The organism is Micromonospora sp. bgisy143, assembly GCF_057708145.1.
In genome coordinates, this window is record NZ_JBYIRN010000002.1 from 1 (window position 1) to 13,720 (window position 13,720).

The window sequence follows — 13,720 nt, forward strand, 5'->3', positions numbered from 1 at the left end:
GTGAGCAGACCGCCAACGCCAAGGCCATCATCGCCGCCACCAAGAAGGCCGGCCTGCCCGAGCGGGCCGCGGTCATCTCCATCGCCACCAGCCTGCAGGAGTCCAAGCTGGAGAACCTCGGCCACCTGGGTGACATGAACGACCACGACTCGCTGGGCCTGTTCCAGCAGCGCCCGTCCAGTGGTTGGGGCACGCCGGAGCAGATCACCAACCCCGAGTACTCCACGACGGCGTTCCTCAAGGGCCTCAAGCAGGTCGACGGCTGGCAGGACATGCCCCTGACCGACGCCGCCCAGACCGTCCAGGTCTCCGCCTACCCCGACGCCTACGCCCAGTGGGAACAGCAGGCCACCGACCTGGTCGGCCAGTACTGGAACAGCTGACACCAACACCGATGGCCGGCACCCGACAACGGGTGCCGGCCATCGCCGTCTACACAGATCGTCTTAGAACAGGACCGTCGCGAGCGTGCCGACCGGTTGGAAGCCGCAGCGTTCGTACAGCCGGCGGGCCGGCAGGTTGAAGTCGTTGACGTACAGGCTGACCGTGGGAGCGACCCGGGCCAGCGCGTCGCGTACCACGGCGGCCATCGCGCCGGCGGCGATGCCCCGGCCCCGCCACTCCGGCGCCACCCAGACGCCCTGGACCTGGGCAGTCCGCTTGGTCACCACGGCCAACTCGGCCTTGAACACGACCTTGCCGTCGACGAACCGGGCGTACGCGCGGCCGGCGCGGACCAGGTCGTTGACCCGCCGTCGGTAGCTGCGGCCGGCGTCCTCGGCGAGCGGGGAGACGCCCACCTCTTCGGTGTACATGGCGACGGCCGCCGGAAAGAGCCGGTCGACCTCGCCGGAGCGTACGCGTCGTACCTCTGGATCGGCCGGAACGGCCGGCGTCGTGTCGGTGGCCAGCAGTGGCTGGTTGGGGCGGACGTCGCGGGCCGGGCCCCACGTCTCGGAGAGCCGGTCCCAGAGGGCGAGGACGGCGTCCGCACGGCCGACGATCGACGAGCAGAGTCGGTCCTCCCCGGCGAGCAGGTCGGCGAAGGCGGACACGGCGGCGTCGCTGGCGAGCACCGGCGTCAGGTTGCCGCCGAGCCAGCACAGTGATTCGAGGTTGCGCCGGGGGCCGTACCCCAGGATCCGCCCTTCGGCCCGCCACCAGGACAGTCCGCGCGCGGCGATGCGCTCGGCGACCTGCGCACCCGCGAACGGGTCACGGTCGAGCAGGCGCTCTACCGCGCGGCGCTCCGATTCCCCCAGTTGCCGTACCGGCACCGTCAGCACGACTACCAGCCTGCCAGATCGACCCCCCGCCCCGCCGGCCGAGTGGCGAGCCCGACCCCAAACGGCCGAATTACTCGCCTCCCCTTGTCGTCGATGCATTGCCGATATATCGTTGATGCATCAGCGACAGTACGAAGAGAGGGGGAACCCGATGCGGTTCCATCGACAGCACCACCCGATGCACGAGGCCCGGATGCGGGGGTTCGGCTTCCCGCCGGTTCCGCCCGGCCCGCACGGCCACGGTCACGAACACGGCGGCCCCTGGGGCGGGCGTGGTCGCGGCCGGGGCAGGGGGCGACGCCCCAACGTCCGTGGCGCGGTGTTGGCTCTGCTCACCGAGCGGCCGATGCACGGCTACGAGATGATCCAGGAGATCGACTCCCGCACCGGCGGGGCCTGGCGGCCCAGCCCGGGGTCGATCTACCCCACGCTCCAGCTCCTGGAGGACGAGGGTGTGATCGTCGCCAGCACCGAGGAGTCCGGCGGTGGACGGAAGCGGTTCACCGTCACCGAGGCCGGTCAGGCCGAGGCCACCGCCGCGGCGCAGACTCCGCCCTGGGCGGACGTCGCGCAGGGCACGGTGAGCAGTTGGCACGACATCCGCGACTCCGGCGCGCAGGCGATGAACGCGCTGCGACAGGTGATGATGAACGGCACCGACGACCAGCGGGAGCGGGCGGCCCAGGTCCTCGACGAGACCCGCCGCAAGCTGTACGCGATCCTCGCCGAATCCGAGTGACGCAGTCCGCGGCCCACAACGCGCCGCGCACCGGACAGGCCGCTGTGATCACGGAGTTGTTGCCAAATTCGACACGGTGGAGACTGCCGCCGTGGGGCAGCGCGCCGGAACGGGAAGAGCGGCCGTCTCCCCGAGGGGAAGCGGCCGCTCTTCGGCGTAGCAGCAGAACTCAGTGCACGGTCACCGTCGGGCCGGTGACCAGCCCACGCAGCTCCTCGGGCAGTTCGGCGCCCATCTCGTCGGCGATGCGCAGCGCCTCCTCGATCAGCGTCTCCACGATCTGCCCCTCGGGCACCGTCTTGACGACCTGGCCCTTGACGAAGATCTGGCCCTTGCCGTTGCCGGAGGCGACGCCGAGGTCGGCCTCGCGGGCCTCGCCCGGACCGTTCACGACGCAGCCCATCACGGCGACCCGCAGCGGCACCGGCAGCCCTTCCAGGCCGGCGGTGACCTCCTCGGCGAGCTTGTAGACGTCCACCTGGGCCCGCCCGCAGGACGGGCAGGAGACGATCTCCAGGCCGCGCTCGCGCAGGCCGAGGGACTCCAGGATCTGGTTGCCGACCTTGATCTCCTCGACCGGCGGGGCGGAGAGCGACACCCGGATGGTGTCGCCGATGCCCTCGGCCAGCAGGGCGCCGAAGGCGACCGCCGACTTGATGGTGCCCTGGAAGGCCGGCCCGGCCTCGGTGACACCGAGGTGCAGCGGGTAGTCGCACTGCTCGGCGAGCTGCCGGTACGCCCGGATCATCACGACCGGGTCGTTGTGCTTGACCGAGATCTTGATGTCGCGGAAGCCGTGCTCCTCGAACAGCGAGCACTCCCACAGCGCCGACTCGACAAGCGCCTCGGCGGTGGCCTTGCCGTACTTGGTCAGCAGCCGCTTGTCCAACGAGCCCGCGTTGACGCCGATCCGGATCGGCACCCCCGCGTCCCCGGCGGCGCGCGCGATCTCCTTGACCTTGTCGTCGAACTGACGGATGTTGCCCGGGTTGACCCGGACGGCCGCGCAGCCGGCGTCGATGGCGGCGAAGACGTACTTGGGCTGGAAGTGGATGTCGGCGATCACCGGGATCTGCGACTTCTTGGCGATCGCGGGCAGCGCCTCGACGTCGTCCTGGGACGGCACCGCCACCCGGACGATCTGGCAGCCGGAGGCGGTCAGCTCGGCGATCTGCTGGAGCGTCGCGTTGACGTCGGAGGTGAGGGTCGTGGTCATCGACTGCACGGACACCGGCGCGCCGCCACCGACCGGCACCGAGCCGACCATGATCTGGCGGCTGGCCCGGCGGGGTGCGAGCGGCGGGGGCGGCACGGCGGGCATACCGAGACTGATAGCGGTCACTTCAGGCACTCACCTTGAGAAGAGCGTGATCGGGTTGACGACGTCCGCGGCGATGGTGAGCAGCGTGAACGCGCCACCGATCAGGATCACCGCGTACGTGAAGGGCATCAGTTTGAGGTAGTCGACCCGGCCGGGGTCTCGCCGGCCGATCCGCGCGTAGATCCAGGAGCGGGCCCGCTCGAACCAGGCGATGGCGATGTGACCACCGTCGACGGGGAGCAGCGGCAGCAGGTTGAACACGCCAATGAAGAAGTTCAGCGACACGAACAGCATGAAGAAGACCAGCCAGGCGTTGTTCTCGACCGCCTCGCCGCCGAGCCGGCTCGCGCCGACCACGCTGATCGGGGTGTCCACGTCGCGCTCGCCGCCGGTGAGGGCGGTCCACAGGGCGGGGACCTTCTGCGGGATGCGCTGCAACGCCTGCGCGGTGCCGACAGCGAGGTCGCCGGTGAAGCTGGCGGTGGCGCCGAAGGCGGCCACCGGCCCGTACGTCACCCGGGTGGGAGTGCTGGGCACGAGGCCGACGCCGAGCGCGGCCACCGGCCCGGCGGTGCCGTCGGGGTTGTCCAGGGGCGGACGCTGGGTCTGCGCGAGCACGGTGCTGGTGGTGCCGGGCTGGCCGTCGCGGACGTACGCGATCTGGGTGGTCTCCCCCGGCTTGAGGCCGCGCAGCGTGGTGAGCAGATCGCCGTAGGTGCTGATCGGGGTGCCGTTGATCGAGGTGATCCGGTCGCCGTCGCGGAGCTGAGCCTGGGCGGCCGGGCTGGGGGCGTCGGCGGGGGTGCAGGCGCGCAGCGAGTTTTCCGGCACGACGCACTCGCTGAGTCGGATGACCGCCGGCTCCTGACGGGCCTGCACCTCCGTGGTCGGGAAGGCCGGGTTGGGCAGGCCGGCGGAGACGGCGAGGATCCAGATGGTGACCAGCGCGAGCGCGAAGTGCGTGATCGAGCCGGCGGCCATCACGATCGTCCGCTTCCAGACCGGGTAGCGCCACATCACCCGCGGCTCGTCGCCGGGCTCGACGTCGTCGTCCTGCGGCGTCATCCCGACGATCTTGCAGAAGCCACCGAGGGGGATGCCCTTGAGGCCGTACTCGGTCTCACCCCGCTTGAAGGACCAGATGGTGGGGCCGAAGCCGACGAAGTACTTCGTCACCTTCATCCCGAACATCTTGGCGGTGAGCAGGTGCCCCGCCTCGTGCAGACTGACCGAGACGAGGATGGCCAGGGCGAAGAGGACCACCCCGAGCAGGTACGACATCAAGCTCCTTCCACCGAACCCGCGATGATCTCCTGCGCGTGCGCGCGCGCCCACGACTCGGCCGCGAGCACGTCCTCGACGGTACCTGGTTCGGCGAAGTCCGGAGCGTCCTCCAACACCCGCTCGAGGGTGTCGACGATGCCGAGGAACGGCAGCCGTCCGGCCACGAACGCCGCCACGCACTCCTCGTTCGCCGCGTTGTAGATGGCCGGGCGGCAGCGCCCGGTCTCCCCGGCAGCCTTCGCGAGGGCGACGGCGGGGAACGCGTCGTCGTCGAGCGGCGCGAACTCCCAGCTGTGCGCGGCCGTCCAGTCGACTGCGGTGGCGGCCTCGGGCACCCGGTCCGGCCAGCCGATGCCGAGCGCGATCGGCAGCCGCATGTCCGGTGGGCTGGCCTGGGCGATCGTCGATCCGTCCACGAACTCGACCATCGAGTGGATCACCGACTGCGGGTGCACCATGACGGTGATGTCGGCGTAGGGCACGTCGAACAGCTCGTGCGCCTCGATCACCTCAAGGGCCTTGTTGACCATGGTCGCCGAGTTGATCGTCACGACCGGCCCCATGTTCCACGTCGGGTGTGCGAGTGCCTGTTCCGGTGTGACCTGCGTCAACTCGTCGCGTCGCCGCCCCCGGAACGGGCCGCCGCTGGCCGTGACGATCAGCCGCCGCACCTCACCGCGCGACCCGGACCGCAGACACTGGGCCAGCGCCGAATGCTCCGAGTCAACCGGCACGATCTGCCCCGGCCGCGTCACCGCGGCCTTGACCAGCGGGCCGCCGGCCACCAGCGACTCCTTGTTGGCAAGCGCGAGAGTACGACCACCGCGCAGAGCGGCCAGCGTAGGAGCGAGGCCCAGCGAGCCGACCACCCCGTTCAGAACGATGTCGCACGGCCACTGCGCCAACTCGGTCATGGCGTCCGGACCGGCCACGATCTTGGGAAGCTTGAAGTCGCCGGTGGCCCAGCCGCGCCGGCTCGCCTCGGCGTAGAACGCGAGTTGCAGGTCCTGCGCGGCGGACGCCTTGGCCACCCCGACCGCCTCGACGCCCAGTTCGAGGGCCTGCGCGGCGAGCAGTTCGACGTTGCCGCCGCCGGCCCCGATCGCCACCACCCGGAACCGGTCCGGGTTGCGCCGGACGATGTCGATCGCCTGTGTGCCGATCGAACCGGTGGACCCAAGCAGGACGAGGTCACGGGGGGAAGTCACGGGGCCATTCTCCCCCACCCCCGCTGTACGCCCGCTGGGAGCCTCAGCCTCGCGCACCCTTGATCGACACGAGTTCGCCGACCTCGGGGTATCCGCAGCTCTCCGACACCCCCACATCGCCGAACTCGTGTCGATCACGAATCGGGGCCCGCCTCCTCGCCCAACAGGTCGGCCGGGTCGATGGAGAACTCGAACGGCTCCCGCATCACGAAGCGTGTCCCGGCCGCGGCGGCGGCCACCGGCCGGTACTCGCCCTCGGTCAACTCGTACAACGCGATGGTGGGTACCCGATTGCGCAGGTCGACCCGGAGGAAGAACGGCACGCCGACGGCGGCGTACTCACGCGGCCGGTCGATGATGTCTTTGCGCCGATTGCCCGGAGAGACGATCTCCCCGAGCAGCACGGCGTGCCCGATGTCCATCGTCGTCCGACCGCCGCCCGGAGCGTCGAGGATGACGATGTCCGGGATGAACAGGTCCTGGCCCGACACGATGTTCGTCTCAAGGTAGAGCCACAGCTTGGCCCGGCGGGCTGCCTGCTTCAGGTGGAACGCGAGGTCCAGCTCCGCGTCCTGATGGTCGTACCCGGCATGTGGTGTCACGATCACGCTTCCGCTCAGGACCTCAACCTTGGGGCCGTTGGTCTCCGGCAACAGGTCGAGGGCGAGCTGCGCGGTCCATGGCTCGTCGTGCCACCGCAGCACGTCGAACGACGGCTCGGTGTGCTGCGGCGCCGGCTCCGGCGCGAACGCTGCCTGGGCCATCCGGGCTCACCCCCTCAGCGGACCATCATGCTCAGCTCAGCCTAGCCACCGCAGCCCGCGCAGCGCGTCATCGCACACCGAGTCCGCCAGCGATCACGCACCAGATTCGCGCGCGGCACGCGCAGATCTTGGACAGTTACCGTCAGGACGGAACGGGAAGTGTCCAAGATCTGCGGTACGGGAGCGGTCTGTGGTCATCGCGAGGGTTGGCTGACCACCGTGAATTCGATGAAGGCGGTCCAGGCCGAGGGTGTGAAGGTCAGCACGGGCCCCTGCCGGTCCTTGCTGTCGCGTACGCCGACCGTCTCGGCGAAGCCGGCGACCTCGACACAGTTGCCCTCGCCGCCGGACCGGGTCGACGTGCGCCAGACTCCGTCACGCTCCATCGGTCATCTCCTTCGCTATCGCCGCGATCAGCTCACGGGACTCGTCGGCGCTCAGCGCCCGCTCGCCGAGAGAGCGCCAGGCGTCCTCATAAATCTCGATCTCGTGGGTCTTGTCAAGGTAGACCGCGCCGCACGGCCCGTCCATGTAGATCGTGGTCGGTTCCGGCTCGCGCACGTCGGACGGGAAGTCGAGCATCGTGAAGGTGCCGGCCTGCGCCCAGCGGACCAGGCCGGCGGAGAGCGGCAGCACCCGGACGGCGATGTTGTGTTGCCGCGACGACACCAGCAGCGAATCCAGTTGGCGGGCCATCGCCGCGCGGTCCCGCAGTGGGCGGCGCAGCACCGCCTCGCCGAGGATGACATCGAGGCGCGGAGCGCGCGGTATCGCCCGAACCAGCAGGCGTTGCCGGCGCAGCCGCACGTCCACCTTCGCCTGACGTTGTTGCTCCTCCATCTGCGGGTGGTCGGTGGCGATCACCTCGGTCATGTACTCGACCGTCTGCAACAGCCCGGGGACGAGATTCGCCTCGTAATGACGGATGCGGGTGGCGGCGGCCTCCAGGCCGACATAGAGCTTGAACCAGTCCTTGATCGCCTCGCCGTAGCTGTGCCACCAGCCGTGCGCCTTGGTCTCCCGAGCGAGCGCCCGCATCGTCTCGATCGTCTCCGGGGATGCGCCGTAGACGCGGCACATGGCCGCCACGTCGTTCGGGTGCATGGAGACCTGGCCGGTCTCGTACCGCCAGATCCGCGGTGCCGACCATTCCAATTCCTTGGCCGCCGCGGTAACCGTCACGTACGCGTTTTCCCGAAGCTCTCTCAGATATCTGCCGAGCTGCCTGCGGGGAACCGTGCTGCCGGAATCCTCCACGTCATCTCCCTGCCTGTCGTCGCGTAAGACGCCCCGTCTCTTGGTCCGGATTCTGCTCCGAAAGATTGTGCTAGGCCATCGTCGGAATGACTCTCGTAGATGACAGCAACCGCGAAAATCCCACCGAAGGACGGCCATGGAATCGACCGACGATCTGCCGTTGCCGCCCTACGTGACCAAAGAGGACATCGTGTTCGCGCTGCGGGCGATCAGAGTGCACGCCGCCGAGCAGCGACCCGACGGCGAGCACTGCCGCAAGGACGGCGCTCGGCACCCGTGCCGGCTGCACCGCTGGGGCCGTCGCGTCCTGCACAAGCGCGGCCTGACCGACGGGCAGATCCAGACGTTGGTGGACGGCGGAACGGTGACCCTGCCATGAGTTCCGCAACCGGGCCGCGCTGGGTCATCCACCTGCCCACCACGCTGACCAGCCTCGACGACGCCACCGCGCTGGCCGTGGCGCTGCGCGACTCGCTCGGTCACCTCGCCATCATCGACTTCGGCGAGACGACGCTCAGCGAGGAGGACGCGCAGTTCCTGCGTACCCGAGTGTTCTGTGACGCCCGGTTCGGCGAAGCCGGCCGGTGCCGGCGGCCCGACGCCCACGACGGCCCCTGCGGGCTTCCTCGCCACCACGGGTGACCCGGCCGACCGTCATGATCATGCGACTGATCGACGGATGGCCCAGGGTGTCCTGCTCCGCGAGCATCAGCGGCGGTCATGGTCATACACGGAGGGGACCACATGAACCAGAAACTTCAGACCCGCGCGTTCGAGCGGGTGGCGTCGATCCTGCAACCCGGGGAACAGCCGATCACCGCGACCCGGGCGTTGGTCGGCAGTTACTCGGCCGGTCGACTCGGGACGGTCGTCTCGCAGGGACTGATCACGGCCGGCGCCGGGATGGTGGGCCACGCGCTGTCACGGACCAAGAAGCAGTTCGTCGTCCTCACCGACCGGCGGCTGATCTTCCTGCCGCAGACCTTCTTCGGCGGGCCCGGCACCGGTGTGCTCGGCGAGGTGCCCCGGGAACAGGTCGCGCTCGCCGAGGCGAAGATGGGCATCGTGAGCCTGCTACGCATCGCCTTCGGCGCTGCCGGCGACGGCGTCACCCTGACCTTCCCCCGGGTGGACAAGAAGAACGCCGAGGCCCTCGCGGCGGCCCTGGCACCGGTGCCGACCGCCTGACCGGTCCGCAGAGGACATGATCGACCCCGCGTTCGTGGAAATCGGGGTGTCCGCATGCCGCGGACACCCCGATTTCACGGAAACCGTGTTGATCAAGCGGCGACCGGCCGGTCAGCCGCCGTTGATGACGAACTGCGAACCCGGCTCGACGACGATGTTGCCGTCGGCCGAGTTCGTGATCGTCACGTTCGTCAGGTTGGCGTTACCGCGTGCGCCGCCCATCGCGAGGATGCCGGCGCCGTTGTTGGACTTGTCGATCCGTACGTTGGTGATGGCGACGTTCGGCATGTTGCCGCCGCCGTTCTTGAACTGGATCCCGTCGTACGTCGAGTCGACGATGTCGGTGTCCCGAATGGTGACTCCGACGATGTCCCGGGTCGCGGGGAACAGGGTGATGGCCCCGAACTCCTGGTCCTCGTTCCAGAACGCGCCGCCGGTGCGGTAGAGCCCGTTGTTGGCGATCAACGTCGTCCCGGAGAAGGGCAGCGGGTCGTGGTCGGTCGCCAGCATGATGCCCGGGTAGTTGGCGGTGTCGTAGACCAGGTTGTTCTCGATCGAGTTGTCGTAGCCGCCGTAGATGGCGATGCCGTTCGCCCGCCACGGGAGCTGGATGGTGTTGTTGACGAAGTGGTTGTCGTGCGCGATGTCGACGGTGCGGTCCTTGACGTACGGGTTGGCCCAGACCGCGAGCGCGTCGTCGCCGGTGGTGCGGAACGACGAGTTGAACACCCGCGAGTTGCGCGTGCCGTTGCTGAAGTTGATGCCGTCGGCGTACGTGTTGCGGATCCGCATGCCGGTGAACTCCAGCCCGTCGGCCGGCCCCCACAGGTCGGGGATGTTGTCGTAGTCGCGGCCCACCCAGACGCCCACGTTGGCGTGCTCGATCCAGACGTTGCTGATCTTGGTGCCGGTGCCGAACCGACCGTTCAGACCGACGCCGCCCTCGGCGTTGCCGTCACCGCCGCGAATCCGGCCGGAGCCAAAGATGGCGATGTCGGAGATCTGGGTGTTCTTGTCGATGTCGAAGCCGAAGTTGCCCTCGTGCGGGTGGTTGATGCCGCCCACCACGTTCTGCGGCTCGGTCAGCGTGTAGAGCTGCGAGTGCCACATGCCGGCGCCCCGGATGGTGACGTTGCTGATGCCGACCTGGTTGTACATGCCCCGGTTCAGCGGGTCGTCGGTCAGGATCTTCTGCTCCTGCCGCCACTGCCCGGCCGGGATCCAGACGCAACTGATGACGCCGTTCTGGTCGTCGGTCACCGCCCGCTGGATGGCGGCGGTGTCGTCGAGCCCATCGTTCGGGACCGCGCCGTACTGCGTGATCGAGGTGCAGCCGGCCGGTTGGCTCAGCGGCGGGGCCACCTGCTCCAGGTCGATCATGTCGATGACGTAGAACGAGGCGGTGTCGCCCGAGTCGCGCTGCAACTTGAACCGGGTACCCGCCGGGTACGACTGCGACAGCAGCGCGTTCGACTCGTCGAAGAGCCGGCGGGCGTCGGCCTGCGGGGTGTTGGTCAGCGCCTCCGGCCCGTCGGTGTTGCCGTAGAGCCAGCTGTGCTTCGACGACAGGGTCAGCTTCCGGGAGAAGACGTCGTTGACGTAGAGGCTGATGGTCGCCTCGATGCCACCACCACCGGGCGCGTCCGGGATCGAGTTGCGCACCACGATGGCGTTGGCCTGGTTCGCCGAGGTGAACTCGACGAACTGGCCGGTGCTGGTGAGGCGTACCGACTTGCGGCCGGAGGACTCGCTGGCGAAGTTGGTGTGCCCGAAGGTGCGCAGCGGGTCGGCCTCCAACAGCGTGCCCGAGTAACGGGCGGCCTCCGCCTCGTACGAGACGTACGGCACCGCCGCGCCGCGTCCGACCACGATGGACTGGCTGAGGGTGTTGTTGCTCTCGTTGGTCTCGGCGACCACGTTCGTGGCGTCGGCGGTGGCGGTGATGGTCGCGCCCCCGCTGGTGGCGGTCCAGCTACCGCTGACGGCCACGGTGGCCGTCGCGCCGGCCGCGATCGAGGCGGTGCTGGTGTTCAGCGTGGTGCCACCCACCACCAGGCGGGTGACGGTGGTCGCGCCGGTCGCCGTGGTGCCCCGGTTGCGGAGCGCCACGGTGAAGGTGACGGACGCCCCGACGGCCGGGTTGGGCGGGTTCGAGGCGATGCTCAGCACCTGGAGGTCGGGCCCCGGCGCCTGCGCCACCACCAGCGGCGATGCCGCCGTGAGGCTGTTGTTGCCGTTGTTCTGCTCGACGATCGTGTTGGCCGGGTCGACCGTCGCCGCGACGGCGTAGCTGCCCATCGGCCGCGTACCGGCGTTGAACGACACGGTGGTCGAGGCCCCGGCGGCGAGCGCGCCCACCGTGGCGCTGCCGACGAGCGTGCCGGCCAGGTTGAAGTTCACCGTCGTCGCACCAGAGGAAGCCGAGCCGATGTTCTGCACGACGGCCGAGAGCGTGATCGCGGACGCCTCGCTGGGCGACGTGGGTGACCAGGACAGCGAGCTGACGACCAGGTCCGGGTTGGGGGCCGGCGTGCCGCAGACCTCCAGCTCGGCGACCTGGCCGGAAGGGGCGCCGGTGTTGCCGGTGAACCGCAGCTGCACGTCCGCCGTGGTCGCGCTGACCGGAATGGTCACCGTGTTGACGCCCTGGACGAACTGGTAGGCCGCCGCCGACACCAGGCTGGTGTACGACGACGACGCCTGGTCGCGGCCGAGGATCTGGATGGTCTGGGTACGGGTGCCCCAGGACGGGTCGGGGTTGAGCTTGACGGTGACGCCGGAGATCGAGTGGTTCGCGCCCAGCGCCACGGTGAGGTTCTGCGGGTAGCTGGCCGCGCCCTCCCAGTAGGTGCCGAGCTGCCCGTCGTTGGCCTTGTCCGGGGTGAAGGTAAAGGTGGAGCCGCTGGCCGTCATGGTCTTGCCCTGCGCCACGTTGGTGCAGGCCGGCGGGTTGCTGCCGGTACGGGTGACGGTGTTGCTGTTGCCGGACAGGTTGCCGGCGCCGTCGCGGGCGCGGACGTAGTACGACACCGTCGCGGTCGCCGGTTGGCTGTCCTGGTACGTGAGGACGGTGCCCAGCGTCGCGATGAGGTTGCCGCCCCGGTAGACGTTGTAGCCGGCGAGGCCGCTGCCGCCGGAGTCGGTGGACGCACCCCAGTTCAGCGTGATCGTGCTGCCCGACGTGCTCTGCGACAGCGTCCCCGGGACAGTCGGCGCGGTGGTGTCACCGGTGGTGCCGCTGCCGTACACCTCCAGCTCGGAGAGTTGCCCGGCCGGCCAGCCGCTGTTGGCGGTGATGGTGATCCGGACGTAGCGGGTGGCGGTCGAGCTGAAGTTGATGGTGACGGTGCTGCCGCTGGCCGGGTCGAAGGTGTACGCCCGCGACCCGACCAGGTCGGTGAACGACGAGCCGTCGCCGCTGCCCCGCACACTCAACGTCTGGGTCCGCGCGCCCCAGCCCGAGGTCGGCAGCTTCAGCACGACCTGGTTGACCGACTGGGACGAGCCGAGGTCGACCTGCACCCACTGCGGGAACGAGCTGTTGACGCTCTCCCAGTAGCTGCCCGCGTTGCCGTCGACGACCTTCGACGAGTCGTACACGTCGGCGTGGCCGCTCTCCTGGATGGGACGACCCAGCGCGAGATTGGTGGCCGCCGCGGCGAGGGCGCTGCCGGCGGCGGCCGGTTGGTCGGCGGGGCGGGCGGCGAGGGCAGGGTTCGCGAGGGCCGTCGCGATCAGCGTGGTCGCGACTGTCGCGGCCACCATCCTGAACAGTGTCGCTCGTCGTCTCATGACTGTCCTGTCGTCGGGGGACGGTTGCCGCGGGCGGGGGGTGACCGCGGGTGGAGGTGAGCGGTGGCACGAGATTTCCGGGGAGATGCATCAAACCGAGCATCTCTTTGTCGAAATCTTGCACGAGATTGGGCCAAAGATTACTGACGTGCTACGAGAGCGTCAACACTTCGACCACCGTGACTATTGATGGGCTTGCTCGCGGACCGGTGCCGGGCACGACGTTGAGCCGGATACCGCAGAGTCATCACGATGACCAAGAGGTATCCGGCTCAAGGTGGTGTGGAGCTCGGAAGGAGGTGCCCGGGGGCTCAGCCGCCCGGCGCGGTCAGCACGAACGTCTCCAGCAACTCACCGCCGTACCAGTCGGTGCGCTGGCCCACGTGCGCCATGCCGAGTCGCCGGCACACCGCCATCGACGGCTCGTTGCCGGGCGACACGACCGCGTAGATCTCCGGGGTGCCGGTGGCGAACTCCCGGGCGATGAGCGCACGGGCCGCCTCGGTGGCGTAGCCGTGGCCCCACGAGTCCGGGTGCAGGTGCCAGCCCGTCTCGATGTCCCCGGTGAGCTCACCCTCGCCGCGTCCCGGCAGCGGCTTGAGCAACGCCGTTCCCGCGACCACGCCGGTCTCGCGTACCTCGATCGCCCAGGTGCCGTACCGGCCGGCGTCCGCGACGTGCCGATCCCGCCACATCCGCAGCCGTTCGGCGGCCTGACCCGGCTCGGTCATCGGCAGACCCGGCGACACGCCCAACCAGCGGGTGATCTCCGGGCGTGAGTAGATGTCGTAGATCCGGGCCAGGTCCGCCGGTTCGTCGGTCCAGTCGCGCAGGATGAGGCGTTCGGTGGTGACAACAGTCATGACCGGCGATCTTAAGGA

At 69.4% G+C, this 13,720-nt stretch carries 13 protein-coding genes and 1 pseudogene; 5 read left to right on the forward strand and 9 right to left on the reverse strand.

Going from position 1 to position 13,720, the window contains the following annotated elements; genetic code table 11:
- Window positions 1–383 (forward strand): annotated as a pseudogene (locus AC3EN4_RS02895) (hypothetical protein); the annotation flags it as partial.
- 63 nt (window positions 384–446) lie between these two features.
- Here the strand turns inward: AC3EN4_RS02895 and AC3EN4_RS02900 are convergent.
- Complete coding sequence (locus AC3EN4_RS02900) at window positions 447–1,286, reverse strand: GNAT family N-acetyltransferase (RefSeq protein ID WP_435204397.1); 840 nt, start codon at window positions 1,284–1,286, stop codon at window positions 447–449.
- 151 nt (window positions 1,287–1,437) lie between these two features.
- Between AC3EN4_RS02900 and AC3EN4_RS02905 the strand changes: the two genes are divergently transcribed.
- Complete coding sequence (locus AC3EN4_RS02905; protein WP_435204398.1) at window positions 1,438–2,025, forward strand: PadR family transcriptional regulator; 588 nt, start codon at window positions 1,438–1,440, stop codon at window positions 2,023–2,025.
- Window positions 2,026–2,194: 169 nt separating this feature from the next.
- On the opposite strand, the gene ispG is transcribed toward AC3EN4_RS02905, so the two are convergent.
- The 6 genes from ispG to AC3EN4_RS02935 all read right to left on the reverse strand — a co-directional run bounded on the left by ispG (window position 2,195) and on the right by AC3EN4_RS02935 (window position 7,859).
- Complete coding sequence (gene ispG, locus AC3EN4_RS02910; protein ID WP_357122317.1) at window positions 2,195–3,367, reverse strand: flavodoxin-dependent (E)-4-hydroxy-3-methylbut-2-enyl-diphosphate synthase; 1,173 nt, start codon at window positions 3,365–3,367, stop codon at window positions 2,195–2,197.
- 9 nt (window positions 3,368–3,376) lie between these two features.
- Window positions 3,377–4,627 (reverse strand): M50 family metallopeptidase, encoded by a 1,251-nt coding sequence (locus AC3EN4_RS02915; RefSeq protein WP_435204399.1) that lies wholly within the window; start codon window positions 4,625–4,627, stop codon window positions 3,377–3,379.
- A complete protein-coding gene (gene dxr, locus AC3EN4_RS02920) occupies window positions 4,627–5,838 on the reverse strand; it encodes a 1-deoxy-D-xylulose-5-phosphate reductoisomerase (RefSeq protein WP_435204400.1) in 1,212 nt (403 codons plus the stop codon). The genes AC3EN4_RS02915 and dxr overlap by 1 nt, the downstream gene beginning before the upstream one ends.
- Window positions 5,839–5,972: 134 nt before the next feature.
- Window positions 5,973–6,602, reverse strand: coding sequence for a Uma2 family endonuclease (locus AC3EN4_RS02925; protein ID WP_435204401.1), 630 nt, complete (start codon window positions 6,600–6,602; stop codon window positions 5,973–5,975).
- Window positions 6,603–6,796: 194 nt separating this feature from the next.
- On the reverse strand, window positions 6,797–6,988 hold the full coding sequence (locus AC3EN4_RS02930; protein ID WP_435204402.1) for a DUF397 domain-containing protein: 192 nt from the start codon (window positions 6,986–6,988) through the stop codon (window positions 6,797–6,799).
- Window positions 6,978–7,859, reverse strand: a complete 882-nt coding sequence (locus AC3EN4_RS02935; RefSeq protein WP_435204403.1) for a helix-turn-helix domain-containing protein — start codon at window positions 7,857–7,859, stop codon at window positions 6,978–6,980. The genes AC3EN4_RS02930 and AC3EN4_RS02935 overlap by 11 nt, the downstream gene beginning before the upstream one ends.
- A 136-nt stretch (window positions 7,860–7,995) precedes the next feature.
- Here AC3EN4_RS02935 and AC3EN4_RS02940 point away from each other — a divergent pair, with 136 nt between their 5' ends.
- The 3 genes from AC3EN4_RS02940 (at window position 7,996) to AC3EN4_RS02950 (ending at window position 9,047) form a co-directional block, all read left to right on the forward strand.
- On the forward strand, window positions 7,996–8,238 hold the full coding sequence (locus AC3EN4_RS02940; protein WP_435204404.1) for a hypothetical protein: 243 nt from the start codon (window positions 7,996–7,998) through the stop codon (window positions 8,236–8,238).
- The gene (locus tag AC3EN4_RS02945; protein ID WP_435204405.1) at window positions 8,235–8,501 is read left to right on the forward strand and encodes a hypothetical protein; all 267 of its coding nucleotides are present in this window, start codon (window positions 8,235–8,237) and stop codon (window positions 8,499–8,501) included. Before AC3EN4_RS02940 ends, AC3EN4_RS02945 begins: the two co-directional genes overlap by 4 nt.
- A gap of 102 nt (window positions 8,502–8,603) precedes the next feature.
- Window positions 8,604–9,047 carry a hypothetical protein gene (locus tag AC3EN4_RS02950; RefSeq protein ID WP_435204407.1) on the forward strand — a complete coding sequence of 148 codons (444 nt, stop codon included), beginning with the start codon at window positions 8,604–8,606 and terminating at the stop codon, window positions 9,045–9,047.
- 111 nt (window positions 9,048–9,158) lie between these two features.
- Here AC3EN4_RS02950 and AC3EN4_RS02955 read toward each other — a convergent pair whose 3' ends face one another.
- Window positions 9,159–12,812 carry a CARDB domain-containing protein gene (locus tag AC3EN4_RS02955; protein WP_435204408.1) on the reverse strand — a complete coding sequence of 1,218 codons (3,654 nt, stop codon included), beginning with the start codon at window positions 12,810–12,812 and terminating at the stop codon, window positions 9,159–9,161.
- A gap of 338 nt (window positions 12,813–13,150) precedes the next feature.
- Window positions 13,151–13,702, reverse strand: coding sequence for a GNAT family N-acetyltransferase (locus tag AC3EN4_RS02960; RefSeq protein WP_435204409.1), 552 nt, complete (start codon window positions 13,700–13,702; stop codon window positions 13,151–13,153).
- Window positions 13,703–13,720: the final 18 nt, after the last annotated feature.